This window comes from Catenuloplanes japonicus (assembly GCF_000717135.1).
Taxonomy (GTDB): Bacteria; Actinomycetota; Actinomycetes; order Mycobacteriales; family Micromonosporaceae; genus Catenuloplanes; species Catenuloplanes japonicus.
On the sequence record NZ_JNXY01000029.1, the window covers coordinates 88,110 to 114,607 of the forward strand.

General features: G+C 71.8%; 29 protein-coding genes. 19 read left to right on the top strand and 10 right to left on the bottom strand.

What is annotated here, in order from left to right:
- Positions 1-314: 314 nt before the first annotated feature.
- From OP04_RS34775 to OP04_RS34790, 4 genes are all read right to left on the bottom strand, one after another.
- Positions 315-1,607 (bottom strand): TolB family protein, encoded by a 1,293-nt coding sequence (locus tag OP04_RS34775; RefSeq protein ID WP_033344168.1) that lies wholly within the window; start codon positions 1,605-1,607, stop codon positions 315-317.
- Positions 1,604-2,017, bottom strand: a complete 414-nt coding sequence (locus OP04_RS34780; RefSeq protein WP_198154079.1) for a peptidase inhibitor family I36 protein — start codon at positions 2,015-2,017, stop codon at positions 1,604-1,606. The genes OP04_RS34775 and OP04_RS34780 overlap by 4 nt, the downstream gene beginning before the upstream one ends.
- 96 nt (positions 2,018-2,113) lie before the next feature.
- Complete coding sequence (locus OP04_RS34785; protein WP_033344169.1) at positions 2,114-2,749, bottom strand: class I SAM-dependent methyltransferase family protein; 636 nt, start codon at positions 2,747-2,749, stop codon at positions 2,114-2,116.
- A 43-nt stretch (positions 2,750-2,792) separates the two neighbouring features.
- Positions 2,793-3,458, bottom strand: a complete 666-nt coding sequence (locus OP04_RS34790; RefSeq protein ID WP_033344170.1) for a glycoside hydrolase family protein — start codon at positions 3,456-3,458, stop codon at positions 2,793-2,795.
- A 71-nt stretch (positions 3,459-3,529) separates the two neighbouring features.
- Between OP04_RS34790 and OP04_RS34795 the strand changes: the two genes are divergently transcribed.
- Positions 3,530-4,204 carry a GNAT family N-acetyltransferase gene (locus OP04_RS34795; protein ID WP_033344171.1) on the top strand — a complete coding sequence of 225 codons (675 nt, stop codon included), beginning with the start codon at positions 3,530-3,532 and terminating at the stop codon, positions 4,202-4,204.
- Positions 4,201-5,271, top strand: coding sequence for a hypothetical protein (locus OP04_RS34800; protein WP_033344172.1), 1,071 nt, complete (start codon positions 4,201-4,203; stop codon positions 5,269-5,271). The genes OP04_RS34795 and OP04_RS34800 overlap by 4 nt, the downstream gene beginning before the upstream one ends.
- Here the strand turns inward: OP04_RS34800 and OP04_RS34805 are convergent.
- Complete coding sequence (locus OP04_RS34805) at positions 5,268-5,564, bottom strand: metal-sensitive transcriptional regulator (protein WP_033344173.1); 297 nt, start codon at positions 5,562-5,564, stop codon at positions 5,268-5,270. The two genes, OP04_RS34800 and OP04_RS34805, sit on opposite strands and share 4 nt — an antisense overlap.
- Before the next feature lie 101 nt (positions 5,565-5,665).
- Here OP04_RS34805 and OP04_RS34810 point away from each other — a divergent pair, with 101 nt between their 5' ends.
- The 8 genes from OP04_RS34810 to OP04_RS54960 all read left to right on the top strand — a co-directional run bounded on the left by OP04_RS34810 (position 5,666) and on the right by OP04_RS54960 (position 12,373).
- Complete coding sequence (locus OP04_RS34810; RefSeq protein ID WP_051799548.1) at positions 5,666-6,544, top strand: hypothetical protein; 879 nt, start codon at positions 5,666-5,668, stop codon at positions 6,542-6,544.
- A complete protein-coding gene (locus OP04_RS34815) occupies positions 6,537-8,732 on the top strand; it encodes a heavy metal translocating P-type ATPase (RefSeq protein ID WP_033344174.1) in 2,196 nt (731 codons plus the stop codon). Before OP04_RS34810 ends, OP04_RS34815 begins: the two co-directional genes overlap by 8 nt.
- 70 nt (positions 8,733-8,802) lie before the next feature.
- A complete protein-coding gene (locus OP04_RS34820) occupies positions 8,803-9,651 on the top strand; it encodes an NmrA family NAD(P)-binding protein (protein WP_033344175.1) in 849 nt (282 codons plus the stop codon).
- A 158-nt stretch (positions 9,652-9,809) separates the two neighbouring features.
- Complete coding sequence (locus OP04_RS56580) at positions 9,810-9,935, top strand: hypothetical protein (RefSeq protein WP_269746725.1); 126 nt, start codon at positions 9,810-9,812, stop codon at positions 9,933-9,935.
- A gap of 53 nt (positions 9,936-9,988) precedes the next feature.
- Positions 9,989-10,447 carry an SRPBCC family protein gene (locus OP04_RS34825; RefSeq protein ID WP_033344176.1) on the top strand — a complete coding sequence of 153 codons (459 nt, stop codon included), beginning with the start codon at positions 9,989-9,991 and terminating at the stop codon, positions 10,445-10,447.
- Positions 10,444-10,956 (top strand): globin domain-containing protein, encoded by a 513-nt coding sequence (locus tag OP04_RS34830; protein WP_085067006.1) that lies wholly within the window; start codon positions 10,444-10,446, stop codon positions 10,954-10,956. The genes OP04_RS34825 and OP04_RS34830 overlap by 4 nt, the downstream gene beginning before the upstream one ends.
- Positions 10,957-10,993: 37 nt before the next feature.
- The gene (locus OP04_RS34835) at positions 10,994-11,575 is read left to right on the top strand and encodes a TIGR03086 family metal-binding protein (RefSeq protein WP_085067007.1); all 582 of its coding nucleotides are present in this window, start codon (positions 10,994-10,996) and stop codon (positions 11,573-11,575) included.
- An 81-nt stretch (positions 11,576-11,656) separates the two neighbouring features.
- Complete coding sequence (locus tag OP04_RS54960; RefSeq protein ID WP_198154080.1) at positions 11,657-12,373, top strand: MmyB family transcriptional regulator; 717 nt, start codon at positions 11,657-11,659, stop codon at positions 12,371-12,373.
- Here OP04_RS54960 and OP04_RS34845 read toward each other — a convergent pair.
- From OP04_RS34845 to OP04_RS34860, 4 genes are all read right to left on the bottom strand, one after another.
- On the bottom strand, positions 12,354-13,448 hold the full coding sequence (locus tag OP04_RS34845; RefSeq protein WP_033344177.1) for a site-specific integrase: 1,095 nt from the start codon (positions 13,446-13,448) through the stop codon (positions 12,354-12,356). The two genes, OP04_RS54960 and OP04_RS34845, sit on opposite strands and share 20 nt — an antisense overlap.
- Before the next feature lie 63 nt (positions 13,449-13,511).
- The gene (locus tag OP04_RS34850) at positions 13,512-14,282 is read right to left on the bottom strand and encodes an SAM-dependent methyltransferase (protein ID WP_033344178.1); all 771 of its coding nucleotides are present in this window, start codon (positions 14,280-14,282) and stop codon (positions 13,512-13,514) included.
- A gap of 45 nt (positions 14,283-14,327) precedes the next feature.
- The gene (locus OP04_RS34855) at positions 14,328-15,230 is read right to left on the bottom strand and encodes an ornithine cyclodeaminase family protein (RefSeq protein WP_033344179.1); all 903 of its coding nucleotides are present in this window, start codon (positions 15,228-15,230) and stop codon (positions 14,328-14,330) included.
- Entirely contained in the window at positions 15,227-16,228 is a 1,002-nt protein-coding gene (locus OP04_RS34860; RefSeq protein WP_198154081.1) for a proline racemase family protein, read from the bottom strand. The genes OP04_RS34855 and OP04_RS34860 overlap by 4 nt, the downstream gene beginning before the upstream one ends.
- A gap of 92 nt (positions 16,229-16,320) precedes the next feature.
- Between OP04_RS34860 and OP04_RS34865 the strand changes: the two genes are divergently transcribed.
- Positions 16,321-16,983: a GNAT family N-acetyltransferase gene (locus OP04_RS34865; RefSeq protein ID WP_033344180.1), complete on the top strand. Its 663-nt coding sequence runs from the start codon at positions 16,321-16,323 to the stop codon at positions 16,981-16,983.
- Here OP04_RS34865 and OP04_RS50460 read toward each other — a convergent pair.
- Complete coding sequence (locus OP04_RS50460) at positions 16,967-17,683, bottom strand: hypothetical protein (RefSeq protein ID WP_051799552.1); 717 nt, start codon at positions 17,681-17,683, stop codon at positions 16,967-16,969. The two genes, OP04_RS34865 and OP04_RS50460, sit on opposite strands and share 17 nt — an antisense overlap.
- A 907-nt stretch (positions 17,684-18,590) precedes the next feature.
- Between OP04_RS50460 and OP04_RS34875 the strand changes: the two genes are divergently transcribed.
- The 8 genes from OP04_RS34875 to OP04_RS34910 all read left to right on the top strand — a co-directional run bounded on the left by OP04_RS34875 (position 18,591) and on the right by OP04_RS34910 (position 26,478).
- Positions 18,591-19,430: a fumarylacetoacetate hydrolase family protein gene (locus tag OP04_RS34875; protein WP_033344181.1), complete on the top strand. Its 840-nt coding sequence runs from the start codon at positions 18,591-18,593 to the stop codon at positions 19,428-19,430.
- 1 nt (position 19,431) lies between these two features.
- Positions 19,432-20,187, top strand: coding sequence for an SDR family NAD(P)-dependent oxidoreductase (locus tag OP04_RS34880; protein ID WP_033344182.1), 756 nt, complete (start codon positions 19,432-19,434; stop codon positions 20,185-20,187).
- Between the two features lie 4 nt (positions 20,188-20,191).
- The gene (locus OP04_RS34885) at positions 20,192-20,857 is read left to right on the top strand and encodes a FadR/GntR family transcriptional regulator (protein WP_033344183.1); all 666 of its coding nucleotides are present in this window, start codon (positions 20,192-20,194) and stop codon (positions 20,855-20,857) included.
- A gap of 33 nt (positions 20,858-20,890) precedes the next feature.
- Positions 20,891-21,619 (top strand): hypothetical protein, encoded by a 729-nt coding sequence (locus OP04_RS34890; protein ID WP_033344184.1) that lies wholly within the window; start codon positions 20,891-20,893, stop codon positions 21,617-21,619.
- Positions 21,620-21,691: 72 nt separating this feature from the next.
- Positions 21,692-22,759 (top strand): multiple monosaccharide ABC transporter substrate-binding protein, encoded by a 1,068-nt coding sequence (gene chvE / locus OP04_RS34895; RefSeq protein ID WP_033344185.1) that lies wholly within the window; start codon positions 21,692-21,694, stop codon positions 22,757-22,759.
- Between the two features lie 4 nt (positions 22,760-22,763).
- On the top strand, positions 22,764-24,332 hold the full coding sequence (locus OP04_RS34900; protein ID WP_033344186.1) for a methyl-accepting chemotaxis protein: 1,569 nt from the start codon (positions 22,764-22,766) through the stop codon (positions 24,330-24,332).
- Positions 24,333-24,393: 61 nt separating this feature from the next.
- Positions 24,394-24,942 carry a TetR/AcrR family transcriptional regulator gene (locus OP04_RS34905; RefSeq protein WP_033344273.1) on the top strand — a complete coding sequence of 183 codons (549 nt, stop codon included), beginning with the start codon at positions 24,394-24,396 and terminating at the stop codon, positions 24,940-24,942.
- Positions 24,943-25,029: 87 nt separating this feature from the next.
- The gene (locus OP04_RS34910) at positions 25,030-26,478 is read left to right on the top strand and encodes a peroxidase family protein (RefSeq protein WP_033344187.1); all 1,449 of its coding nucleotides are present in this window, start codon (positions 25,030-25,032) and stop codon (positions 26,476-26,478) included.
- The last annotated feature ends 20 nt before the right edge of the window (positions 26,479-26,498 follow it).

The following is a 26,498-nucleotide window of genomic DNA, read 5'->3' on the forward strand; positions in this document are numbered from 1 at the left end:
GGGGTTGGGAGAAACTTCCACGGGCGTCGGTGGCTGAGATCAGTGCAGGGGTGGCTGAGATCAGTGCAGGGGTGGCCGAGATCAATGCAGCTATGGCTGAGGCCAGTGCAGGGGCGGCCGAGATCAGTGCCGATGCGGGCGCCGACGAGCGCGAGCTTGCGGCACGGCCGCCGTCCAGTGCGGGCGCTTTGCGCCCGAAATTTCGGTATTTAGCGGTCGGGTGGGTGTTTCGGGACCACGGCGGGACCGGTGCCCGCGGGAGCATGCGGACCGCAACCACGGCGTGAGTGGGAAAATCTGCTTGTGAAGGGGTTTCAGGGGCATCCGGGGTTCAGGGCGTAGGCGTCGAAGGCGCCGTTCGTGTCGGACGGGTCGAGCGGGGCGTAGGTGTGGAAGACCGCGGTGGCGCCGTCGGGCGTGAGGCGCGGGGACCAGCTGTGGCCGGCGGGGGCGTTGCCGGAGAGGCGGGTCGTGGTGCCGGCCGTGCGGTCGCGGACGAAGATGTCCCAGGCCGCGTTCGTGTCGCCCGGGACCAGCGTGGCCGCGACCGAGGTGAAGACGACGCAGCCGCCGCTGAGCGTGACCGCCGGGCCGCCGCTGTCGCCGTCACCCTGGGTGCCGTCGTCCGCGATGCTGATCAGCTCCGTCGTGCCGGCGGTCAGGTCGCGGAAGAAGACGTCGGTGGCGCCGTTGAGATCGCCGGCGACCACGTCCGTCCGGGGCGTGGCGAAGGAGAGGTAGCGGGCGTCCGGGCTCATCGCATATTCGTAGATGTCCACCGCGGGGGTGCCGGTCGACGTCCGGGCCGCGCGCGTGGTCACGCCGGTCTGCAGGTCGCGGAGGAAGACGCCGTAGCCGTAGGTCGCGTCGCCGACCAGGTCCCGCGAGGAGGAGATGAACGCGACGTGCCGTCCGTCCGCGCTGACCTGCGGATCGAGGTGGGTGCCGGTGCCGCCGACGCCGTTGGGGTCCAGGCTGATCTGGGTGGTGGTGCCGAGGAGCATGTCGCGGACCACGATGTCCGGCAGGCGGGGGCCGTTGCGTTCGCTCTGCAGCAGGTTGCGGGCATGCGTCGAGAACGCGACGTAGCGTCCGTCCGCGCTGAGTGACGGGCTGTAGCTGTTCTTGATCGCCTGCAGGCCGGTGCTGGTCAGGCTCGCGAGCGTGTTCTTCCCGGAGAGCCGGTCGTAGACGAAGACGTCCGCCTCGCCGTTGCTGTCGTCCGGGACGAGGTTCTCCGCATAGGAGTCGAACGCGATGAAGCGACCGTCCGCGCTGATCGCGGGGCTGGTGGCGCCGTCGGGGTTGTCCGTGCCGTCGTAGCCGGTGCTGATCCGGATGGTGGTGCCGAGCGTGCGGTCGCGGAGGAAGACGTCGTACCAGCCGTTGGTGTCGCCGGGGACGAGGTTGTCGGCCAGGGACTGGAAGACGACGAAACGTCCGTCGGCGCTGACCTCGGGATCCTCGGTGTCGCCCAGGGCGAGGCCGCCGCCGTCGGGGATGCTGATCAGCTCGGGCTGTATGGAGGCCGCATGGGCCGTTTCCTGGCTCAGCACCAGCACGAGCGATGCGAGGGCGGCGGCCCACCCGATCGACCGGCGGCTCACGGGCAGCCCGTGGCGCTCGCGACCCAGCGGTGCGACCGCAGGAACACGTTCTCGTCGTTGCGCAGGATGCCCTGGGGAACGCACCAGTAGAAGTCGTTGTAGCCCGACGACCGGTACAGCGCCACGCCCGCGTAACTGCTGCTCGTGCCATTGTTGTAGATGGACCTGACCGGCAGACTGCCGGACCACGAGCAGCTGATGCTGCCACTGCGCCAGTCGCTGTCCGCGTCACTCCAGTTGCACCGCGAGCCCGTCCCGTACGGCTCGGTCCAGACACAGACGTTGCCGGACGGGCATTCCCACGCCGCCGACGCCTGCGCCATCGCCGGTGCGGCCGCGACCAGACTCCCCGCCCCGACCCCGATCGCCAGCGCCGCAGCCACGACCGCCCGCTTGATCACACGCTCCACACCGCACCTCCACACATCGATGACCATCAAACGATAGGCGATCGGGTACGGGGCGTGGCGAGATTGTCGTTGATCCATCCGCGGGCACCGGGCGGCTCAGCGGACGAACGTGAAGATGCGGGTCTTCGTGATGGGGGACGGGGGGACGGTGAGGCGGTGGACGCCGACCGAGAACGTCGCGTTCGGGGGTGCTTCGAAGGCCAGTTCCTCGAAGCCTTCGTCCGACAGCCAGCCGCGGATCGCCGGGGTGAGGTCGGGTTCCTCGCGCGTGCGGGTCCAGATGACGGTGCCGCCGGGGGCGCACAGCGACGGGAACGCGGCCACCGAGCGGCGTGCGTCCTCGTCCGTGACGTTGCCGAGGACGCCGGCGAACAGGAGCAGGTCGGCGGGGACGGCGCCCGCATAGTTGGCCAGGTCGCCGGCGTCGGCGCGGAGAATCTCCACGCCGCTCAGGCCGGCGCGGGCCGTGTGCGCCTCGGCCGCGGCCACGTTGCGGTCGTCGAGTTCGATGAGGCGGGCCCGGACGCGGCGGGCGTCGGGGCGGGATTCGAGGACGCCGAGCAGGTCGCGGCCCTGGCCGGCGCACACGCTGACGCAGGTGAGCAGCTCACCGGGCCGGCTGTCCAGCCAGCCGGTTATGTGCCGTTGCACGACGAGGAGCCGGGTGGCGAGCGGCGAGCCGGGCTCGTCGTACGGGCGGTGCCACTCGTACCAGTCTTCATTCGCGGCCATGGATTCACCTTGGCGGGTGAATCGGCCATGGTCAACGCCTTGGTCAGGCGTGTGACTCGAGGCGCTTGAACTCGTCCTCGGTCACGGTCACCACGCCGCCGCGACGGGCGCCGGCGGGCATGCCGTCGGCGCCGGCGGGCTGCCAGGCGCCGCCGGCGAGGTTGCGGGTGACGTAGGGGCGCAGGCCGTCGGGGGTGGCGGCGAGCAGGTACCAGGTGCGGCCGCCGAGTCCGGCGAACACGATCGCGGCGTCGCCGCCGGCTATGCCGTGCTTGACCAGGGCACCGTCGCGTTCCTGCACCAGGGTGCCACCCTCGGCGCGGAAGGTGTGCACGGCGCCGCCCGCGTGCAGCAGTGCGGCGCGCGGCCCGTCGACGCCGAGCGCGGCCGACGCGGACGAGGCGGCGACGGCGGGCAGCAACGCATCGCGGTGTGCCCCGGCCGGTGCGGCCGGCAGCGGCCGTGGCCCGTCCCACGTCTCCAGGTCCGCCGTGGTCCACACGACGACACCGCCGGCCGTGGACGCCAGGCACACGATCTCCCCGGACTCCGCCCGCGCCAGGAACGGCTCGGACCCGCCGCGCAGCACCCCGGCGCTGTCGCGCAGCACCCGCCACCGCAGCGCATCGGCGCCCTCGGAGAGGGCGAACCGGATGTCACCGGTGTGGTCGCCGCTGAAGGCGAGAAGGAATCCGAACGGCTCTGTCACGGCCCGATCATAACGGCCGTCACCAGTAGTTGATCTAGACCCATGCCTGGGTACGCGCGACAATTCACCCCATGCTCGATAACCCGGTATGGGCGTCGCTGGTCCACGGTCCGCACGCCCGTCTCGCGGAGCGCGCCGGCACCGCGGCCCGTTTTCTGCCCGAGGCAAGCCCTTTCCACGCGCTCGCCGATCCGTCCGATGCGGACTCGTGGGCCGACCTGGCCCGGCTCGCCGGCCCGTCCGCGGACGTGCTGGTCACCGGCCCGGTTATCACCCCGCCGCCGGGCTGGACTGTCGTGGAGAAGATGGCCGGTGTGCAGATGTCCGACACCTCGCTGGTCGCCGAGCCCGACCCGGAGGCGGTACGACTCGGTCCCGCGGACATCCCGGAGATGCTGGACCTGACCGCCCGCACCCGGCCGGGCCCGTTCGGCCCGCGCACGGTCGAGCTCGGCACCTACCTCGGCCTGCGCCACGACGGCCGGCTGATCGCGATGGCCGGTGAGCGGTTCCAGCCGCCGGGCTGGACCGAGATCAGCGCGGTCTGCACGGACCCGGACTTCCGCGGCAAGGGCCTGGCCACCCGCCTGGTCCGCGCGGTCGCGGCCGGCATCCGGGAGCGCGGCGCCACGCCGTTCCTGCACGCGGCCGCCGTCAACGTCTCCGCGATCCGCCTCTACGAGTCGATAGGTTTCTCCGTGCGCGCCCGCCCGGAGTTCGCGATGCTGCGCAGCCCGGACGCGTGATCGTGGACATCGCGGAGCTGCTGGCGGGCCCGCGCCGCAGGCCGGTGACGCCGGGCCGGGCCGGGCGGCACGAGGTGCTGACCCAGTCGCTGACCATCGCCGGGAACGCGATGGTCACGGTCTACCACGTCGGCGACGGCGGGATCGTCACCATGCTGCAGGCGGACCGCGACTCGTACCGTGAGGATCTGGCCGAGATCTTGATCGACGCGGCGCTCACGGCCGACCCGGCCGGGACCACGACCGCACTGGTGCCGATCGCGTTCCCGCTGGACCGGGCCGCGGTCACGCCGGTCGGCGCGGCCGACATGTTCCGCCGCTTCCCGGAGGTCTCGGCGATCACGCGCGAGGTGCTGGCCGTGCACCGCAGCGAGGTCATCGACGGTGAACTGCCGGGCGGCACCAGGCCGGACAGGGTGTGGACGCGCGAGCCGTCGCCCCGGGCCGCGATCGCGCTGCTGGACGCGTGGCCCGGCGGCCCCTGGCACGAGGGGGTGGCCATCGTCCGGGAGGCGTCCGCGCTGCTCACGCGCGAGCTGCCGGGCCTGCCGTCCGGCGTGCGCCTGCGGGTCCGGGACGCGCACGGCCACGACCTGACCGTGGAACGTCGCTGGGACCGCCTGGTCGGCGACGGCATCGACCTGCCGCTGTTCACGCTGGCGGACACGCTCGGCCCGATGTTCCTGGACGGCAGCCCGCCACCGGCCCCACTGCCCGCCGGCCCGGTCCCCGGCATGCTGGAGATGACCTACCAGACCGGCGATCGGGGGTACGCCGCGCTGCCGCTGCTGCGCCCGCTGGACGAGTGCACGGCCCGCCTCGAGAAGCAGATCCTCCGCCACGCCGGCAACTGGGCTGTGTTCGCGGGCCGGTCCGGTGCGATCGTGCAGGTCAGGCGCGACGACGAGAACCCGGTGCTGTGGCTGGAGACGCCGGACCCGGCCGCCTCCGTCTCGCGCGGCCGGCTGGTGACGATGGAGGAGGCGGTCCGGATGCTGACGATCCTGGCCCGCGAGGACCGCAGCGCGGTCGAGGAGCTCGGCGGCCTGGAGACGGTGCGCTTCTAACCGCGCTTCATCAGCCGCCCTATCGCGGCCATCATCTCGTTCGCCATCTCGTCCGCGCGGCCCTCGGCGGCGCCCTCGTGCATGCAGTGCCGTGCGTGGCCGTCGAGCAGGCCCAGCGCCACCTTGTCCAGCGCCGCCTGGATCGCCGATATCTGCGTGAGCACGTCGATGCAGTACCGGTCCTCGTCGACCATGCGCTCGATGCCGCGCACCTGGCCCTCGATGCGGCGCAGACGCGCTTGCAGGTCTCCCTTGGACGCGGTGTAGCCCCTGGTCGGCGCGGTTTTGCTCATGCGACGGATGATACAACCCCCCAGGGGTATGACGAGCGTCCAACGAGACACACGGCACGCGGCCCTTGATACCCCCAGGGGGTATGGCTAGAGTCGGAGCCGTGAACACTCCCGTACGACTCGCCGGCTTCGGATTGGGCCTGGTCGCGGTCTTCGGCGCCGCGCTCGGCCTCGGCCGCGTGGTCGGCCCGGACGTGACCGCGCCCCCGCCCGCCACACACGACACCCACAGCGACGGCGCACACGGCACCGACGGCCACGAGGCCGAGGGCCACGAGGCCGGCGGCCTCGCCATCGCGCAGGACGGCTACCGCCTGGCCCCGCTCACCGACGCGCTGAGCAGCACGGACACGCAGCCGTTCCGGTTCCGGATCATCGGGCCGGACGAGGCCACGGTCACCGCGTTCACGCCCACGCACGAGCGCGACCTGCACCTGATCGTGGTCCGCCGGGACCTGACCGGCTACCAGCACCTCCACCCGGAGCGCGCGCCGGACGGCACCTGGCAGACCCCGCTGAAGGTCGCGGCGCCGGGCGACTACCGCGTGTTCGCCGACTTCCGTCCGACCGGTCGCGACGAACCGCTGACGCTGGGCGCGGACGTGCCGGCCGCCGGCGACTACCGGCCGGCACCGCTGCCCGGCCCCGGCTTCCGGGACGAGGTCGACGGCTACACCGTCACGCTGGACGGCGACGCGCAGACCGGCGCGTTCACGTTCACGGTCAGCCGGGACGGTGCGCCGGTCACCGACCTGGAGCCGTACCTCGGGGCGAACGGCCACCTGATCGCGCTCCGCGACGGCGACCTCGGCTACCTGCACGTCCACCCGGAGGACGGACCCGGCCTGCGGTTCACGGCGGAGATCCCGTCGCCGGGCACGTACCGGCTGTTCCTCGACTTCCAGCACCGCGGCACGGTCCGGACCGCGGCGTTCACCATCACCACCGAGCACGGGGAGCCGGGGCACACCCATGGCTGACACGCAGCGCATCGAGCTCGCGATCGGCGGCATGACCTGCGCCGCCTGCGCGAACCGCATCGAGAAGAAGCTCAACCGGATGGACGGCGTGACCGCGACCGTCAACTACGCCACGGAGAAGGCCACCGCGACCGTCGCGAAGAACGTGAGCGCGGACGACCTGATCGCCACCGTGGAGAAGACCGGTTACACGGCCGCGCTGCCCGCCGCGCCGGTGGAGGAACAGCAGGTCACGGACCCGCTGCGGACCCGGCTGATCATCTCGGCCGTGCTCTCCGTACCCGTGATTCTTCTGGCCATGGTTCCTGCCTGGCAGTTCACCTACTGGCAGTGGGCGTCGCTGACGCTGGCCGCGCCGGTCGTGGTCTACGGCGGCTGGCCGTTCCACCGCGCCGCCGCGATCAACCTGCGGCACGGCGCCGCGACCATGGACACGCTGGTGTCGCTGGGCACGATCGCGGCGTTCGGCTGGTCGCTGTGGGCGCTGTTCCTCGGCACCGCGGGCGAGCCCGGCATGGTCCACCCGTTCCGGCTGGACATCGGGCCGTCCGACGGCGCCGCCAACATCTACCTCGAGGCGGCCGCGGGCGTCACCACGTTCCTGCTGACCGGCCGCTACATCGAGCACCGATCCAAGCGGCGGGCCGGGGCCGCGCTGCGCGCGCTGCTGGACATGGGCGCGAAGGACGTGGCCGTGCTCCGCGACGGCACCGAGACCCGCATCCCCGTGCAGGATCTCAGACCCGACGACCTTTTCCTGGTACGCCCCGGCGAGAAGATCGCCACGGACGGCGTGATCGAGGACGGCACGTCCGCCGTGGACGCCAGCATGCTGACCGGCGAGTCAGTGCCGGTGGAGGTCCGGCCCGGTGACGCCGTGACCGGCGCGACCGTCAACGCGGGTGGCCGGCTCACCGTGCGCGCCACCCGGGTCGGCGCGGACACCCGCCTCGCGCAGATGGCCCGGCTCGTCGAGGAGGCGCAGGCCGGCAAGGCCGACGTGCAGCGCCTCGCGGACCGGATCTCCGGCGTGTTCGTGCCCGTGGTGATCGCGCTGGCGGCCGGCACGCTCGGCTGGTGGGTCGGCACCGGCGCCGGCTGGACCGCCGCGTTCACGGCCGCGGTCGCCGTGCTGATCATCGCCTGCCCGTGCGCGCTCGGCCTGGCCACGCCGACCGCGCTGCTGGTCGGCACCGGCCGCGGCGCGCAGCTCGGCATCCTGATCAAGGGCCCTGAGGTGCTGGAACTGACCCGCCGCGCCGATACGATCCTGCTGGACAAGACCGGCACCGTCACCGAGGGCCGGATGACGCTGGCCGACACGATCCCGGCGCCCGGCCAGGACGCGGCGGAGCTGACCAGGCTCGCGGCCGCGGTCGAGTCCGCGTCCGAGCACCCGATCGGGGCCGCGATCGCTTTCGGTCACACCGGCCTGCCGCCGGTCGTCAACTTCCACAACCTTGAAGGCCTGGGGGTACGGGCAGAGGTCGACGGCCGCGAGATCGTGATCGGCCGCCCGGCCCTGATGGAGGAGCGCGCTCTCGTCGTACCCCCGCTGCTCGTCTCTGCTCTTGAGACCGCCGAGGCGCAGGGCCGGACCGCGGTGGTGGCCGGGTGGGACGGCGAGGCGCGCGGCGTGTTCGCGGTCGCCGACCGGGTCAAGCCCACCAGCGCGGACGCGATCGTGCGCCTGAGGCGGCTCGGGCTCCGGCCGGTGCTGCTGACCGGCGACAACGCCGCCGTGGCGCGGACGGTCGCGGCCGAGGTCGGCATCGCTCCCGACGACGTGATCGCGGGCGTGCTGCCGGCCGGCAAGGTCGACGCGGTCAAGAAACTGCAGGCCGAGGGCAGGGTCGTGGCCATGGTCGGGGACGGCGTGAACGACGCGGCCGCGCTCGCCCAGGCCGACCTCGGGCTCGCGATGGGCACCGGCACGGACGTGGCGATCGAGGCCGCGGACCTGACGCTGGTGCGCGGCGACCTGACCGCGGCCGCGGACGCGATCAGGCTGTCCCGGCGCACGCTGACGATCATCCGGGGCAACCTGTTCTGGGCGTTCGCCTACAACCTGGCCGGGCTGCCGCTCGCGGCCGCAGGCCTGCTGAACCCGATGATCGCGGGCGCGGCGATGGCGTTCTCGTCCGTCTTCGTGGTCGCGAACAGCCTGCGTCTCCGACGATTTTCCTGAGCTGTTCCGGCAGCTCAGGACGTAGAAGTGAACAGGTTGTTCGCGTTTTGCATGTGTTCTCATGAATGGCATGCCGATTCTCGTCACCGGCGCGACCGGCGCGGTCGGCGGCGCGCTGGTCCGCCAGCTCGCCGCGGCCGGGCACGACGTCCGCGCGCTCACCCGTGATCCGTCCGGCCCGGCCGCCCGCGCGCTGCCGTCCACCGTCGAGGTCGTGGCCGGCGACTTCGACGATCCGAAGACCCTGGTCCCGGCGCTGCGTGGTGTCGCGCGGATGCATCTGGTCGCGATGGGCGGCGCGGTCGGGCCGGCCGGGGCCGAGATCGTGGCGCTGGCCGAGGAGGCGGGCGTGCGGCGACTGACCCATCTCGGTCACGACGACTTCAGTCGCGACGACGACGATCCGCTGGAGACCGCGCACCGGTCGCTGCGCCGCACGATCGAGGCGTCCTCGATGGAGTGGACGCACCTGTTCCCGGGCGAGTTCGCGACCAACACGCGGGAGTGGGCGGCGATGATCCGCGCGTCGAACGAGGTGCGGGCGCCGTTCCCGGAGTGGCGGTCGGCGCTGGTGCACGAGGCCGACATCGCGGCGGTGGCGCGGGTCGCGCTGACCGAGGACGGGCACGCCGGGCGCGTCTACATCCCGACCGGGCCGGTCGCGGTGCGGCGGGCCGAAGCGGTCCGGCAGATCGGCGAGGCGATCGGGCGGGAGGTCACGTTCGTGGAGCTGACGCCGGAGCAGGCGCGGGAGCAATGGGAAGCGGTGTATCCGGCGCAGATCATCGACTGGTTCCTCGAGATGGGGCAGAACCCGGACACGAACGCGTGGGTCTCGCCCGATGTCGAGACGGTCACGGGCAGGGCGGCGCGGCCGTACGCCGAGTGGGCACGTGACCATGCTGCCGACTTCCGGTGACGGTTCGGCATGGTCTCGGCACCTACCGGGCCTTTGGCGTCGAGGTCCGGACCCGCCTCGATCAACGGGCACTCCGCGCCCGATATTTCATGAAATAGCACCCCGGCCACTACCTGACCTACGTCGACGCGGAGAGCCAGGAACTCACCACGCTCGCCGTGCACGGCTTCGCCGAGCGCCTCGACGTCTTCGCGGACCCGGACGGCGCGCTGCGGGCCACCCACGCGTTCTCCCTCTACGGCCTGCCGTTCCTGACGCTGCGTTACCGCATCACCCGGTCGTGAGGGTTTTCGAGTCGCGCTCGGTCTCCCGCCCCGATCTGCGACATGATCGGGGCATGACCTCCGCACCCACCGGCCGGCTCGACGGCACGGACCTCATCCTCACCCGCACGTTCGACCTCCCCATCGCCGAGCTGTGGGCCGAGCTCACCGAGCCGGACCGGACCGCGCGCTGGTTCGGCACCTGGACCGGCGACGGCGCTCCAGGAGCCACGATCAAGGTCCAGATGGCGTACGAGGAGGGCAAACCCTGGTTCGACATGCGCATCGACGCGTGCGAGCCGGAACGGCGGCTGGCCCTGACCGGCCTCGACGAGTCCGGCGGGTGGCAGGTGGAGCTGCTGCTCTCACCGGACTCGACCCTGAGTTTCGTGCACCACCTGACCACCACCGAGGGCATCGGCTCGATCGGTCCCGGCTGGGAGTACTACCTCGACCTGCTGGCCGGCGTCCCGTCCCCGTCCTTCGACGACTACTTCCCCGCCATGCAGCCGTACTACGAGGCGCTGCGATGACCACCGTCTACGAGGCCGCCGGCGGTCACGACGGCCTGCTGCGGCTGGCCCACGCCTGGCACGCCCGCGTCCTCGCCGACGAGGTGGTCAGCCACGCCTTCAGCCACGGCCACCACCCCGACCACAGCGCCCACCTGGCCGCCTACTGGTCCGAGGCCCTCGGCGGCCCTGATGCGTACACCGGCACCTTCGGCGACGAGACCTCCGTCGTCCGCATGCACGCCGGCAACGGCCACCACAACGAGATGGACCGCCGCGCCATCGCCGCCTTCGACGCCGCGCTCACCGACGTGGGCCTGGCCGCCCCCGTCGCGCGCGTGCTCCACGACTACTTCGCCTGGGCCACCACCACCGGCCCCATCTCCCGCTACCCGGACTCCGCCGACGACGTCCCCACCGGACTCACGATTCCACGCTGGTCGTGGGACGGCCCGCTCGCGCCCCGGCCTGCGGGCGGCGGGCCGGTCGATGTCGCGTTTGTCCAAGAAGGCAGCGTAGGCCGGCTCTAGCATCGGGGGATGTTCGCCGAGCCTGAGGAGGGTGGTCATGCCTGCTGACGCCGATGATCTGGCATCTGTGGTGGAGAAGACGACGGTGCTCATCGCGGGGGTGGAGGCGGGGCAGCGAGGGCTGCCGACGCCGTGCCCGGAGTTCGACGTGGCCGCGCTCGTCGATCATCTCGTGGGCTGGCTGCGGATGTTCGCGGCCCGCGCGGCCGGGGACGAGCACACGGAGGATCCGACGGCCTACCGGTGCGGTGCGGATCCGGCGGCAGAGTTTGCCGAGGCCGGGCGGCGAGCGGTCGCGGCGTTCCGGGACGGGGCGGCGGAGCGGCCGGTGCGGCTGGTGTCGTCCGAGCTGCCCGGCACGATGGTGCTCGGCATGATGCTGATCGAGTACGTCGGTCACGGCTGGGATCTCGCGGTCGCCACCGGGCAGCCGGTGCCGTTCACGGACGCGGAGGCGCAGGCCGGTCTCGACGCGGCCCGCGGCATGCTGACCCCCGAGTACCGCGGGCCGGACAAGATGTTCGGCCACGAGATCGAGATCGGCGCGGACGCCCCGGCAGTGGACCGGCTGGTCGCCTTCATCGGCCGCGATCCCCGCGGGCAGCACGTCACGGCATGACACTGGTGGCGTCGCCACCCAAGCGGCCTTGGATCAGCTGTGATCTACCGGAAGTCGGTGGAGAGCGACAGGTTCTCCCACATGTCGAGGTCCCGGTCGACGGCCGCGCGGGCGGTACGGGCCACGCGCAGCGCGTCGGAGCCGAGGCAGCACGGCCTGCACCGTGGCCGCCGCACCGAACACGTTCACCTCGAACTGGGCGCGCAGCGCGGACAGCGGCGTCCCCTCGAAGACGCCTTCCACCCCGGCACCCGCCGGACGCCGCGGGAGTCGGTCAGCGGGCCGTTGCGGGATCTGCTCGACGGGTACGCGTCCGCCCCCGCGTTCGTCCTGAACCCGGCGAAGGACTTCGTGGCGCTGAACGCGCCGGCCGGGGCGCTGTTCTCCCCGTTCCAGACGGTGGACAACCTGGCCCGGATGACCTTCCTCGACCCGGCCGCCCGGCGGTTCTTCGTCCGATGGGACGAGTTCGCCGCGTCGGTCGTGGCCGGACTGCGCCACGCCTCCGGCCTCGACCCGGACTATCCCCGGCTGCGCGAGCTGGTGGGCGCGCTGCGCGCGGGCAGCGAGGACTTCGGCGCGCTGTGGTCGTCGCAGGCCGTCTACGGCAAGACCCAGGACGCGATCCACATCGACCATCCGGACGCCGGACCGCTCTCGTTCGTGTCCCAGGCCCTCGACGTGCGCGGCGCCACCGGCCAGCTGCTCGTCATCTACCAGCCCGAGCGGCCTCAGGAACCGGCCATGTCAGCGGCCCGCCGGGGTGCGCCGGTCCGTTCTAGGACTGCGTGGGGCTGAGCCGGCTGAGCGTGCTGCCGGTCGCGCGTTTGCACAGGTAGGCGGCGCGCTCGTAGGAGAGGCGGCGCCGGCCGGTGTCCGGGCAGAGGTCGGCCGCGTCCGCCGGGGTGCGGGCCGGACCGGGGCGGCGGCCGGTGAGGAAGAGCGGGCCGCGGGTACGCGTGCCGATCAGCTCCGGCAGCAGGCGCGCGGTCGCGGAACGCCAGGTCACGCCCTTGGCCGGAGCGTGACGGTCGTCGAGGTCGAGATCCTGGACGTCGAGGCCGAGCACGGTGGTCACCGGCGCGCCGGACTCGTGCAGCATCAGCCACAGCGTGCGGTCGCGCAGCGGGTGGGCCGGGTCCGCGCCGAGCGCCAGCACCTCGGCGCGGGTCGGCGGCGCCCCTGGGGTGCGGGCGTCGGCCCGCCGTTCCAGGCCGGTGGCGAGGCCGGGCAGTCCGGCCCAGGCGGCGAACGAGCGGACCGTGGCCCGGTGCCGGTTCCAGGTGGCGGGGGCGGTGGTGTTCCAGGCGGTGCGGCAGGCGCGGGCGAGCCGGTCGGCGGTGAGCGCGGTCAGCGGCGTGTCGTCGCCGAGCGCCGTGCGGAGGCGGTCGAGCGTCTGGGCGTAGGAGCGCCGGGTGCTCGCGGCGCGTCCGGCCAGGAAGTCTCGGGTGCTGTCGCGGAGCGTACCCCCGTGGTGGTCTGCTCGTGGCTGGTCCAGACGGGCGATCAGGTCGCTGACCTCGGTCTCCGCGGGCAGCAGCTGCGCGAGCATGCGGGCGAGCCGCAGCGCCTCCTCCCGCAGGTCACCCTCGACGTAGATCAGGCGCAGCACCTCGAGGACCGACCGCAGGCGGTCCGCGCGCTCGGGGCCGGACGGCAGCGCGAACGGGACGCCGGCGGCCGCGAGCGTGCGCTTCCCGGACCGGATGCGGCGCGCGACGGTCGGCTCGGCGATCCGGTAGGCGTCGGCGATCTCGGTGGTGCTCAGGTCGCTGACCAGCGCGAGCGTCAGCGCGACCCGGGCGGTGACGGGCAGCACCGGGTGCGACGTGACGAACAGCATCCGCAGGGCGCGCTGATCTTCGGCCTTCATCGTTCTCCTCGGTAGGAGGATCCTCCCCCGACCTTAAGCGACAGGGAACACCCGCGTTCCCTGTCACATCGGTTTGCGGGCCAGCCCGGCGACCATCGGCATCGCGCGCGGGTCCGCCTCGCCCGGATCGCCGTCCGGATGCCAGTGCGTGACCGGGACCAGGCCCGGCGCGACCGGCACGTAGTCGCCGAACAGCGCCAGCAGCTGCGCGTGCGAGCGAGCGCCGACCGTGCGGGTGCCGGTCGGCTGGTACACCGTGCGGATCGCCGCGCTCGGGTCGTCCTCCGGCGGCGCGACCGGATGGGTGAGCGCCAGGTAGCTGCCCGGGGCGAGCGCGTCCCGGAGCGTGCGGACCGCGGGCACCACGTCCTCGTCCGGCGCGAACTGCAGCACGGACAGGAACAGCAGCGCGGTCGGCTTCGCCGGATCGATCAGCCGCTCGCACTCCGGATGGTCCAGGATGTCGGCCGGCGTCGCCAGGTCCGCCTGGATCGCGGCCGCGTCCTCGTTGCCGCGCAGCAGCGTGTTGCTCAGCGCGACCGCCTCCGGGTCGAGATCGACGTAGAGCGTGTGGCTGCCCGGCGCGACCGCCTGCGCGACCTCGTGCACGTTGCCGGACGCCGGGATGCCGGAGCCGATGTCGAGGAACTGCCGCACACCGGCCGCGGCGAGGTGGCCGACGACGCGCCTCAGGAACGCGCGGTTCGCGTGCGCGATCTGCCGCAGCGTGGGGATGGCCTCGAGCATGCGGTCGCCGGCCTCGCGGTCGACGGCGGTGTGGTGCTGTCCGCCCAGGTAGTAGTCGTACATCCGCGCCACGCTCGGCTTGTCCATCGACGCAGCGTAGGCCGATCACCACAGGTTGGTCCACAGTGAACATCAATGCGTCAGCAGGGCCTCCGCGACAACGAGATCCTGCCAGGACATGCCTGAGCCCTTGAACAGGACGGGGCGACCGGAGGGGACCGGGACGGCGCCGCGGACGACGTCGGCCATCGGGAGCAGGCGTTCCGGGGTCAGCGCGCCTTCGGCGATCGCCATGACGAGGTCGCCGCATTCGCGCAGCGCGGTGGCGCGGTCCTCGACGATGACGGTGGCGCGGGCGCAGAGCGCGGCGTCGACCTCGCGGGCGTCCGGCTCGTGCGAGCCGACGGCGACGACGATCGCGCTGTCCGGGAGCAGGGCCGAGTCGAAGAGCGGGGTCCGGGCGGTGGTCGCGCAGACCACGACGTCGGCCGCGCGCAGGGCGTCGCCGACCTCGGGGCTGCCGGCGCGGAGCGAGATCGTGCCCGGTGGGAACGCATGAGCCACGCCGCCGCGGGTCACCACCGTCACCGAGGCGGGCTCCACCACGTCCGCCAGCGTCGCCACGTGCCCGGCCGCCTGCGGCCCGCCGCCGAACACCACCACGCGCGGCGCGCCCGGCAGGAACGGGTGCACCGCCGCCACCGACACGGCCGGGGTGCGGAGCGTCGTCAGCGCCGTACCGTCGATGACGGCCTTCGGTTGCAGGGTTTCCGCGTCGAAGAGGGCATAGAGCGCGGCGATCCGTGGCAGCCCGCGGGACGGGTTGTCCGGCGCGACCGTGGCCAGCTTGACGCCCGCGTGCCGCGCCGACTCGGCCGGCATCAGCAGCAGGTCGCCGTGCGCCAGCGGGACGGCCGATCGTGGCACGCCGGCGGCCGGGTCGAGCCCGTCACGCAGCGCCGACAGCACCGCCGCGACCGCATCGGCCGGCCTGAGCCGCGCGAACACCTCGTCGGCGGACAGATACGGGATCATCGCAGCACGAATCCGGGCGTCATCGGGTCCTCCGGGTCGATCACGAACTCGTGCTCCCCGGTCGGATACGCCATCCCGGTGATCACCGGAAGCACGGACTCGCCGGCCGTCGTGAACCGCGCCGTGAACCGCGACCCCACGATCGACTCGTGCAGCAGCGTCTCCCCGGCCTTCAGCGTCCCGTCCTCGGCCAGCGTCGCCACCCGCGCGGCCGTCCCGGACCCGCAGGGCGACCGGTCCACCTCGCCGTCCGCGAAGATCGTCACGTTGCGCTGATGCCGGGCCCCGTCGGCCTCCTCATGGAAGATGACGCCGTAGATCCCGCTCAACCGGTCGTCCGTGGGATGCCTCGACGCCGGATGATCGGCCAGCCCCGCCTTGATCTCCCGACCGAGAGCGATCAGCGCGGTCAGATCCTCAGGCCGCACCGCAAGTCCCACCGCGGCGGCCGGGAGCTGCGCATACAGCGCTCCGCCGTAACTCACCACGACCTCGGCCGGGCCGCGCGACGTCGGCACCACGACCGAGGACGCCACCACGAACGACGGCACGCTCACGAAGTCGACCGCGGTCACCCGCCCCGCGGCCGTGTGCACGCGCGCGGTCACCCGCCCGGACGGCACGTCGATCACCACGTCCGTCACGCCGTCGTCCGGCGCCGCGACCAGGCCCGACCGGACCGCCCAGGCGCCGAGCGCGATCGTCCCGTGCCCGCACGCGGTGGAGAAGCCGTCCTTGTGCCAGAAGAGCACGCCCAGCTGCGCGCCCGCGTCGTCCGGCGGCACGATGAACCCGCCGTACATGTCCGCATGCCCGCGCGGCTCGTGACACAACACCTGCCGCAGCCCGTCCACCGCCGCATCGCCGATGGCGAACACGCGCCGCTCCGCCACGGTCGCGCCCGCGATGGTCACCGGCGGTGCCGCCACGATCCGGAACGGCTCACCGCCGGTGTGGTAGTCGACGGTTCGTACCCGGTCACCGATCATGAACCCCATCCGACCACAAGATCAAGATCCAGTTCAAAGGCATCCCACGGTACGACAAACCCCGTTGCCGCCACGCTCCGTGCCTGACAGCATCCCCGTCCATGCATGGTCCGCTGCCCCGCCTCACCGTCACCACACCGCGCCTCACGCTGCGCCTTCCCAGCGAGAACGAGCTGGTCACGCTGGGAGACGTGGCCGCGGCCGGCGTTCACCCGCCGGGCGAACGCCCGTTCCTCACGCCGTGGACCGACCTCGCCCCGCCCGCCCGCGCGCAGCACGTCATCGCGCAGCACCGGCAGCGCCTCGACGCGTGGCGGCCGGAGGACTGGGCGCTGGAGACGGCCGCGTTCCACCAGGGCACGCCGATCGGCCTGGTCACGCTGAAGGCACGCGACTTCACGACCACGCGGCACGTGCGGACCGAATCATGGCTCGGGCTCGCGTACCATCGGCAGGGTTTCGGCACCGAGGCCCGCGCCGCGCTGCTGCACCTGGCGTTCCACGGCCTGCATGCCGAGGACGCGTTCACCGACGTGTTCCAGGACAACGCCGGCTCGCAGGGCGTCTCCCGGCGGCTCGGCTACCGGCACGACGGCACCACCGAGGGCCTCCTGCACGGCGAGACCGTCATCTCCGATCGTCTCCGTCTGGACGCGGCCGACTGGGCCACGGTCCCGCATCCGCCCGCACAGATTGCCGGACTCGCCCCCTGCCTCCCGCTGTTCGGGGCGACAGGGGGCAGGCGGGTCACGGCTTCTTCGTGAGCGACATGAACTTGACGGTGTCGCCGTCCATGTCGAACGTGATGGTCCAGCCGCGGCCCGCGGGCATCCGGTAGGAGCCGTCCGACGCCCTGGCCAGGCCGCGGTTCTCGTAGGCGGCCAGCAGGTCCGCGCGCTTGGAGCCACGCTTGATGCCCTCGGCCGTGGCCGCGTCCTTCGGCGCCGCGAGCGTGTCGAGCGAGCCGCGGCGGAAGGCGGCGCCACCGGCGTCGAGGAACGCGTTCATGCGCTCGAGCGTGCGGCGGGCGGAGTCCGCGTACAGCTGGGCCGCGTTCGCGTTCGCCTCGGCCGAGGTGGACGTGTGGTTGTCCGCCTTCGCGACCTCGTCCTCAAGCTTGAGATCCTCCGCCATCTTGGCCGGGTCCGGCGCCGGCCCGCCGGTGAACGAGTACACGGTCCGGTTCTGCACCGTCGATATCGGGTCCGGCTGCAGGTCGCCGGTCGCGAGCGCGTCCTCCTCCGCGATGTCGACGGTCAGATGCCCGAAGCCGTCCGGCCCGAACGGCAGCAGCGACGTGGCCGCGACCGGTTCGAGCAGCGGACCGCCCGACGCGCCGCCCCCGCCCGGGACCGCCTCGGGCGTCGTCGAACATGCGGTGGCCATCGTGCCGGCCACCACGAAGCTGAGCGTGCCGAGCATCGCGCGGCGCCACCAGCCGGTGTGGGTCTCCCCCTTGATCATGTGGCGCAGCGTAAGGTCGACCCACAAAGCGTCCACAACAGACCCGTTCGGTCAAAACCGCAGGTCAGACACGTTACAACGGGATTACCACGGTCATCACTCACACCATTTTTTCACTGGATCGTGATCAGCTTTTGACCCTACTCAGAGGTAAGAACCTTATTCGAATGCCCTGTGTCGCATTCCCAATCACAAAGCGTCACCACTCACCCGCCCTTGCGCCCCCGCACGCGACAACCGAGAGCACCATCCAACCGCCGCGGACAGCCGGCCTCCGTACCCGCCCCCGGATTCACGAACACGACAGCCGAGACCAACCCGCCGCATCCCGAGACTCGGACATCGAGGACCTTCCCGCTTCCAGCACGGCCCAGCCCGTTGCTCCCGGGGGCGAACCTCCCGCCGCACCGAGGACTCCGCCGGCATCGCTCCGCTTCGGCCCACCGCTCGGAGCCGACTCCGCACCACCAGGACAACCCAGGGTCCGGTGCGCGCCCCCGGAACCACGCCGACGCTCCACACCCGAAATATCACCATTTAAGGCCCATAGCGTCAGTCCCCGCGCCACCCGCGCCAGGAGAGTCAAAGCACCTCGCCATGCACTGCGGGCACGCTACGTCCGACATTTCGTGAAATAGGAGTTACACAGGCTTCAAGTGCTCGGGTGGGGGCCTTCCGGTCAGGCAACGGGCCGCGGGTTTGCCGGTGCACGGCGGAACCGGCTCCTCGTGTCGTGCGGAGCGCCAGCGGAGCCCGGCGCGAGGTTTGCCCGCGGGAGCAACGCTGCCGCACCACGCCGGAAGCGGGAAAATGAACTGGATCTTGATCTGGGGGCCTTGTGCGGGATGTCGGGGGGCTGGTTGGGTGGGGCGGGTACCTAGTCATCTGATGTTTGGCGGTGGTTGGTGTGAAGCTGTTGCGGGTGGGGCCGGTCGGCGAGGAGCGGCCGGCGGTGCTCGGTGAGGACGGGCGGCTGCGGGATCTGTCCGGCGTGACCGGTGACGTCGACGCGCGCTTCCTGGCTGCGGGCGGGCTGGCGGAGATTCCGGATGACCTGCCGATCATCGAGGCCGAAGGGCTGCGGATCGGCGCACCGGTGGCGAGAATCGGCAAGGTGGTGTGCATCGGGCTGAACTACCGGGATCACGCGGCGGAGTCGGGTGCGCAGACGCCCGGGGAGCCGGTGGTGTTCATGAAGGCGGCGGACACGGTCATCGGACCTTTTGACGAGGTGCTGATCCCGCGTAACAGCGTGAAGACGGACTGGGAGGTCGAGCTGGCCGTCGTGATCGGGCGGAAGGCCGCCTACCTGAAGGACGTCGACGAGGCGAAGGGCTGCATCGCGGGGTACGCCGTGGTGAACGACGTGTCCGAGCGTGCGTTCCAGCTGGAGCGCGGCGGGCAGTGGGACAAGGGCAAGAACAGCGCGACGTTCAACCCGCTGGGGCCGTGGCTGGTGACCGCGGACGAGATCGCCGACCCGCAGGATCTGGGGCTGCGCCTCTGGGTCAACGGCGAGGCCAAGCAGGCGGGCAACACCAGGGACATGGTCTTCGGCGTGTACGAGATCGTGCGCTACCTGTCCCAGTTCATGACGCTCTATCCGGGCGATGTGATCAACACCGGCACCCCGGCCGGTGTCGCGCTCGGGCAGCCGGAGCCGAAGCCCTACCTGCGGGCCGGTGACGTCGTCGAGTTGGAGATCGACGGGCTCGGGCGGCAGCGGCAGACGTTCGGGGCGGCCTGAGATGCGCGAGTTCGACGGGCTGTCCGCGCTGGTCACCGGCGGCGCGTCCGGGATCGGGCTGGCGACGGCGCGCTGGCTGTCCGAGCGGGGCGCGCACGTGGCGGTGCTGGACCGGGTGCTGGAGGGGCTGCCGGAGTCGATCATCGGGTTCACCGCGGACGTGGCGGACGACGAGGCGGTGCGCGCGGCCGTGGACAGTGCGGCGGAGCGGCTCGGCGGGCTGGACATCCTGGTCAACAACGCGGCGGTCGGCGCGGTCGGCACCGTGGAGGACAACGACGACCTCGAGTGGGCGCGGGTGCTGGACGTGAACGTGACCGGCCTGGTCCGGGTCACCCGTGCCGCGCTCCCCCACCTGCGCGAGTCGGCGAGCGCGGCGATCGTGAACACCTGCTCGATCGCGGCGCACGTGGGCCTGCCGCAGCGTGCGCTCTACAGCGCCACCAAGGGCGCGGTGCAGGCGCTGACGCTGGCGATGGCCGCGGACCACGTGCACGAGGGGATCAGGGTCAACTGCGTCAATCCGGGCACCGCGGACACGCCGTGGGTGCGGCGGCTGATGGCGCAGGCGGAGGACCCGGCGGCCGCGCTGGCGGCGCTGGAGGCCCGGCAGCCGACCGGTCGTCTGGTCGCGGCGGACGAGGTGGCGGCCGCGATCGCGTACCTGGCCGGGCCGCACTCCGGGTCGACCACGGGCGCGGTGCTGGCGGTGGACGGCGGCGTGCACGGCCTGCGTCTTCCGCCCAAGCCGGCATAACGACGTGGCGCTCACCGACATCGCGATCGCGAAGATCAAGGACATGATCCTCGCGGGTACGCTGCGGCCCGGCGATCGCCTGCCGAAGGAGGCGGACCTCGCGGAGCGACTCGGGTTGTCCCGCAGTTCGCTGCGCGAGGCCGTGAAGGCGCTGGCGCTGATCCGGGTGCTGGACGTGCGGCAGGGCGACGGGACGTACGTGACGAGCCTGTCCCCCGCGCTGCTGCTGGACGCGGTCGCGTTCGTGGTCGACTTCCATCCGGACGCCGGCGTGCTGCAGTTCTTCGAGGTCCGCCGCATCCTGGAGCCGGCCGCGGCCGCGCTGGCCGCCCAGCGGATGACGGACGTGGAGGAGCTGCGCCGGCTGGTGGACGCGCTGGACGGGCTGGAGGATCTGGACGCCGTGGTCGCGAACGACCTGGAGTTCCATCGGCGGATCGCGGCGGGTGCGGGCAACGACGTGCTGTGCTCGCTGATCGACGCGCTGAGCGGGCCGACCGTGCGCGCGCGGACCTGGCGCGGGCGCACGCAGGCGGACGCGATCGGGCGGACCCGGCAGCAGCACCGGGCGATCCTGGACGCGATCGCGGCCGGGGAACCGGAGCTGGCGCGGTCGTGGGCGACCGTGCACGTGGCCGAGATCGAGGAGTGGCTGCGGCGTACCGTGTGAGCGGTGTTGACCTGATCTGTTGCACTGAGAGTCGTGGATCCGATACAGATTCATCCGGCCGCGATCACTGCCGTCTTCCTGCGCGTCACCGCCTGGGCGTTCACCGTGCTCGGGCTGCTGTGGATCTTCTTCGACGATCAGATGCGGCCGGCCGTGGATCTGGTGTTCGGGCCGGTCACGGACGTGCCGGGCGGGCTGCTGGCGGTCTGGCCGCTGTTCGCCTGGGCCGCCGCGTTCGCGGTCTTCGCGATCGTGGTGGCGGCGCGGGTGGAGTACGCGCCGCCACCACCGCCGGGCATGATGTTCGGGCGTGGCATGTGGCTGAGCCTGAACGCAGGGCTCTTCGAGGAGCTGCTGTTCCGCTGCATCTTCTTCATCAGCATGGTCCCGATCCTGTCCGCACTGAACTGGATCACGCTCGGGCTGATCCGGTGGCTGTACGAGACACTGCTGATCCCGCTGGCGAACTTCGCCACGCTGGGCCTGCTGGAGGACCATCTGACCGGCGCGTCGAGCTGGCTGCTGGCCGCCGCGCTGCTCACCGTGAACGGCCGGTTCCGCAACGGGCACTCCTATCTGGGCTGGCTCGGCACGGTGAACTCGTGGTTCGTCGGGATGGCGATGTTCTACCTGACGTTCGGGCACGGGCTGATCGCCGCGATGGTCGCGCACGCGCTCTACGACGCGATCCTGATGCTCGGCGGCACGATCACGTCCTGGCTGCGCTGGAACGACCTGACGAGCCCATACGTGCGGTACTAGAGCGTGCCGTACTAAGTAAGGATTTTTCCGGTTTTAGGGTCTCAAGACGCCCGGTGGTGGTCTGCTGAGGCCATGACCCGCAGATTCACGGCGAGCCTGGTGCTCGTCCTGGCGCTGGCCGGCTGCGGCGGTGACACGGCGGACGTCAGCGCGCCGGACCGCGGCCTGGTCGGACTCGCGATGCCCACCCAGAAATCCGAGCGGTGGATCGGCGACGGCGAGAACATGCAGTCCCAGTTCTCCCTGCTCGGCTACAAGACGTCGCTGCAGTACGCCGACGACGACACCGGCGTGCAGGTGTCCCAGATCCAGCAGATGATCGACGACGGCGCGAAGGCGCTGGTGGTCGGCGCGATCGACGGCACCAAGCTCAAGGACGTGCTGGGCAGGGCCGCGGCCGCGAAGATCCCGGTCATCTCCTACGACCGGCTGATCCGCGACACGAACGACATCTCGTACTACGCCACGTTCGACAACTTCAAGGTCGGCGTGATGCAGGCGACCTACATCGTCGAGACCCTGGGCCGGGGCGGCGGGGCGCGCAGCCTGGAGCTGTTCGCCGGCTCCGCGGACGACAACAACGCCACGTTCTTCTTCAACGGCGCGATGAGCGTGCTCCAGCCGTACATCAACAGCGGCTCTCTGGTCGTGCGCAGCGGAGAGACGAGCTTCGCGGCCGTGGCCACCCAGCGCTGGGACGGCAAGGTCGCCAAGGAGCGGATGGCCCGGCTGCTGAGCAGCACCTATGCGAACCGGCGGGTGGACGCGATCCTGTCGCCCTACGACGGCATCACGCGCGGCATCATCGAGGCGCTGACCGAGGGCGGCTACGCCCCGACCGCGCTGCCGGTGCTGACCGGCCAGGACGCGGAGATCGACTCCGTGAAGCTGATCGCCAAGGGCGAGCAGGGCCAGACCGTCTACAAGGACACGCGCGAGCTCGCGAAGGTCGCCGTGCAGATGGTCAACTCGCTGGTCACCGGCGTCGGCGAACCGATCGTGAACGACACGAAGCAGTACAACAACGGCGTCAAGGACGTCGCCACGTTCCTGCTCCAGCCGGTGACCGTCACCAAGGCCAACTATCAGCGGGTCCTGGTCGACGGTGGTTACTACACGGCCGCACAGATCTCGGGGTGACACGGTGAGCAGATTCCTCGACCTCTCGGTACGCACGAAGCTGGCGCTGCTGGTGGCCGCGTCCCTGCTGGCGCTCGCGACCTGCATGACCGTCACGATCATCAGCGACCGGCAGGCCGACCGGGCCTCCGACCAGCTGGAGAACGTCAACGCGGCCAGCGCGCTGGTGCTCCGCCTCGACCAGCTGGCCAGCGAGCTCAAGGTCAGCGGCCTGCAGTCGGTCATCCGCGCGGACCCGGCCGCCCAGTCCGACCTGCTGTCCGCGCACGTGGCCCAGGGCGAGGAACTGCTCGGCCAGCTCGGCGCGATCGCGCTGCCGCCCGCACTGGCCTCCTCCGTCGAGCGGATCAGGACGGTGTACGCGGACTACACGCAGGTGATCACGCGGTTCGTGGCCGCCGCGGTCGCGGAGCAGTCGCAGGCGCGCCTGGCGTGGGAGCAGACCGACGTCGACAACTACCTGACCAGCGCCGTGCTCGACAACGAGCGGCAGCTGTTCGCCGACACCATCACGTTCGAGGACGCGGCGCGGACCACCGCCAGCAACCGGGCGCTGGTCATCATGTGGGTGACCGTGGTCGTCGCGGCCGTGGTGCTGGCCGCGTTCGCCTACCTGGTGGTGCAGTCCGTGGTGCCGCCGCTGTCCCGGGTGCGGACCGCGCTCGCCGCGATGGCGTCCGGCGACCTGACCGTGGCCGCGAACGTGCGCTCCCGCGACGAGGTCGGCCAGATGGCGCAGGCGCTCGAGGAGGCGCAGAAGGACATCCGCAGCGTGGTCGCGGCCGTCACCGAGGCCGCCCACTCCGTCGCCTCGTCCGCGGACCGGATCTCCACCACGGCCGGCACCATGTCTCAGTCGGCCTCGGACGCGTCCGGCCAGGCGCACAGCGTCGCCGAGGCGGCCGCGCGCGTGTCCAGCAACGTCGACGCGGTCGCGAACGGCACGCAGGAGATGGGCAACGCGATCCGCGACATCGCGCACAACGCCACCGAGGCCGCCCGGTTCGCCGGCCAGGCCGTGCAGGTCGCGGAGACCACCACCGCACAGGTCGGCAAGCTCGGCGAGTCGTCCGACCAGATCGCCAGCGTCATCAAGGTGATCACCGCGATCGCCGGCCAGACGAACCTGCTGGCGCTCAACGCCACGATCGAGGCCGCGCGGGCCGGCGAGTCCGGCAAGGGCTTCGCGGTCGTCGCCGGCGAGGTCAAGGAGCTGGCACAGGAGACCGCACGGGCCACCGAGGACATCGCCCGGCAGGTCGAGGCGATCCAGACCGACACGGCCGGCGCCGTGCACGCGATCGAGGAGATCAGCCACGTGATCGCGCAGATCAGCGCGTTCCAGACCACGATCGCGGGCGCGGTCGAGGAGCAGACCGCCACCACCACGGAGATGAACCGCAGCATCGCGGCCGCGGCCGAGGGCGCGAGCGGCATCGCGGCGAACATCTCCGGCCTGGCGAACGCGACCGAGGTGACGACGTCCGGCGTCGGCGAGTCGCAGTCCGCGGTCACCGACCTGTCGACGATGGCGCACCGGCTGGAGAACCTGGTGTCGCACTTCCGGTACTGAGTCCTTGCTCTCGCAACCGGCGCGTGTTCCGGCCGGTCGCGGATACAGTTCCGGAGTGACGATGAGGGGCCTGCGCAGCGACGCCGAGCTCAACCGGGAACGGATCATGGCCGCCGCCCAGGACGTGTTCAGCGAGGCCGGGCTGGACGTGTCCGTCGACCGGATCGCCCGCCGGGCCGGCGTCAGCGTCGCCACGCTCTACCGCCGCTTCCCCACCAAGCAGGCGCTGATCGACGACGTGTTCGCGGACCGCTTCAGCCGGTGCACGGTCACCTGGGAGGCCGCGGCCGCCGACCCGGACCCGTGGCGCGCGTTCACCACCCTGATCATGGCGTTCTCCGAGGCCCAGGTCCGCGACCGCACGTTCTCCGCCGTGCTGATCGCCCACCTGGCGGACGCGATCCGCAACCCCGAGGTCTGGGAGTCACTGCACCTGACCGACCTGGTCGCCCGGATCAAGGCGACCGGCCGGCTGCGGGCCGACTTCGGCATGCACGACCTGCTGCTGCTCGTGACCGGCAACGCGGGCGTGATCGCGGCCGCCGGCCCCCAGGCGGTGGACGCGTCCCGCCGCTACATAGCCACGATGCTGCGCGGCTTCCAGGCCTGAACCTACTGGCGGATCTGGGACGAAGGCTGGCGATCAGCGCCGTACTGACCTTTACCTGGATGAAGAGTCCTACTTGGAGGGGGAAGTATGACGCAGCATCCACCGGCCACGCACGGCCGGACCGAACTGCGCGGGCTTCGGCAGCTGCCGGCGTCCCGGCTCAGCCAGGGCCGCTTCGGCCGCATGTTCCCGCGACTGCCCGCGCTCCGGGCCGACGACGAGCGGCTGGAGAAGATCGCCGCGACCATGGCCGAGACCGCGCCGCGGGATCCGGCCGACGACAACGAACGGATCCCGTCCGGCTACAGCTATCTCGGCCAGTTCATCGACCATGACGTCACGTTCGACCCGGTGTCCACGCTGATCCGGCGCAGTGATCCGGACGTGCTCACCGACTTCCGGTCCCCGCGCTTCGACCTGGACAACGTGTACGGGCGCGGGCCGCGCGACCAGCCGTACCTGTACGACGCGCGCGATCCGGGCATGATGCTGGTCGACCGGCACGACGACGAGCTGGACCTGCCGCGCAACTCGCAGCAGGTCGCGCTGATCGGCGACCCGCGCAACGACGAGAACATCTTCGTCATGCACCTGCAGCTGACCATGCTGCTGTTCCACAACGAGGTGCTGCGGCGGTTGCGCCGCGGCGAGTTCGCGGACGTGATCAAGGCGGGTGAGGAGCTCGCCGACGCCGCGCAGCGCATCGTCCGCTGGCACTACCAGTGGGTGGTCGTGCACGACTTCCTGCGCCGGGTCGTGGGCGAGCACACGCTGGACGACGTGCTGCGCCGCGAGCCGCTGCTGGCCGGCTGCACCGAGGTCGAGCAGGTCAAGCTGCGGTTCTTCCGGTGGAAGCACGAGATCTTCATGCCGGTCGAGTTCTCCGTGGCCGCGTACCGCTTCGGGCATTCGATGATCCGGGCCGGCTACAAGCTCAACACGATCGTCCCGCCGCTGCCGATCTTCACGCCCGAACCGGCCCGCGACAACCCGCTCGCGCACTTCGGCGGCTTCCGGACGCTGCCGCCGTTCTGGCAGATCGAGTGGGCCCGGTTCTTCCCCGGCCTCGGCGACGCCGCACTGCTGCAGCCCGCCCGCCGGATCGACACGCAGCTCGCGCCGCCGCTGCTGGACATGCCGCCGGAGCAGGTCGCGGCCGGCACCCGGAACCTCGCGCTGCGCAACCTCACCCGTGGCGTACGCCTCGGCCTGCCCTCCGGCGAGGACGTGGCCCGCGCGATGGGCGTGCCGCCGCTGTCCCCGTCCGACCTCGGCATCCCGGCCGAGGGCGGCACGCCGCTCTGGTTCTACCTGCTGCGCGAGTCGCGCGTGCTGGCCGAGGGCCGGCACCTCGGCCCGACCGGCGGCCGGATCGTCGCCGAGGTCCTGCTCGGTCTGCTGGCCGACGACCCCAGCTCCTACCTGCGGGTCGACCCGGGCTGGCGCCCGTTCCTCCCGTCCACCGACGCCGGCGACTTCACCATGCCGGACCTGATCCGCTTCACCGGCTTCGGCCTCACCCCGATCACCGGCTGAGTCCGGGCCGTCCCGGCCGC

Bases quoted from the DNA above. Each gene is read 5' to 3' on its own strand.
- OP04_RS34785 (WP_033344169.1), bottom strand. From the start codon at position 2,749: ATGGCCGCGAATGAAGACTGGTACGAGTGGCACCGCCCGTACGACGAG.
- OP04_RS34795 (WP_033344171.1), top strand. From the start codon at position 3,530: ATGCTCGATAACCCGGTATGGGCGTCGCTGGTCCACGGTCCGCACGCC.
- OP04_RS34805 (WP_033344173.1), bottom strand. From the start codon at position 5,564: ATGAGCAAAACCGCGCCGACCAGGGGCTACACCGCGTCCAAGGGAGAC.
- OP04_RS34815 (WP_033344174.1), top strand. From the start codon at position 6,537: ATGGCTGACACGCAGCGCATCGAGCTCGCGATCGGCGGCATGACCTGC.
- OP04_RS34820 (WP_033344175.1), top strand. From the start codon at position 8,803: ATGCCGATTCTCGTCACCGGCGCGACCGGCGCGGTCGGCGGCGCGCTG.
- OP04_RS34825 (WP_033344176.1), top strand. From the start codon at position 9,989: ATGACCTCCGCACCCACCGGCCGGCTCGACGGCACGGACCTCATCCTC.
- OP04_RS34830 (WP_085067006.1), top strand. From the start codon at position 10,444: ATGACCACCGTCTACGAGGCCGCCGGCGGTCACGACGGCCTGCTGCGG.
- OP04_RS34835 (WP_085067007.1), top strand. From the start codon at position 10,994: ATGCCTGCTGACGCCGATGATCTGGCATCTGTGGTGGAGAAGACGACG.
- OP04_RS54960 (WP_198154080.1), top strand. From the start codon at position 11,657: ATGTCGAGGTCCCGGTCGACGGCCGCGCGGGCGGTACGGGCCACGCGC.
- OP04_RS34845 (WP_033344177.1), bottom strand. From the start codon at position 13,448: ATGAAGGCCGAAGATCAGCGCGCCCTGCGGATGCTGTTCGTCACGTCG.
- OP04_RS34850 (WP_033344178.1), bottom strand. From the start codon at position 14,282: ATGGACAAGCCGAGCGTGGCGCGGATGTACGACTACTACCTGGGCGGA.
- OP04_RS34855 (WP_033344179.1), bottom strand. From the start codon at position 15,230: ATGATCCCGTATCTGTCCGCCGACGAGGTGTTCGCGCGGCTCAGGCCG.
- OP04_RS34860 (WP_198154081.1), bottom strand. From the start codon at position 16,228: ATGGGGTTCATGATCGGTGACCGGGTACGAACCGTCGACTACCACACC.
- OP04_RS34865 (WP_033344180.1), top strand. From the start codon at position 16,321: ATGCATGGTCCGCTGCCCCGCCTCACCGTCACCACACCGCGCCTCACG.
- OP04_RS50460 (WP_051799552.1), bottom strand. From the start codon at position 17,683: ATGATCAAGGGGGAGACCCACACCGGCTGGTGGCGCCGCGCGATGCTC.
- OP04_RS34880 (WP_033344182.1), top strand. From the start codon at position 19,432: ATGCGCGAGTTCGACGGGCTGTCCGCGCTGGTCACCGGCGGCGCGTCC.
- chvE (WP_033344185.1), top strand. From the start codon at position 21,692: ATGACCCGCAGATTCACGGCGAGCCTGGTGCTCGTCCTGGCGCTGGCC.
- OP04_RS34905 (WP_033344273.1), top strand. From the start codon at position 24,394: ATGAGGGGCCTGCGCAGCGACGCCGAGCTCAACCGGGAACGGATCATG.
- OP04_RS34910 (WP_033344187.1), top strand. From the start codon at position 25,030: ATGACGCAGCATCCACCGGCCACGCACGGCCGGACCGAACTGCGCGGG.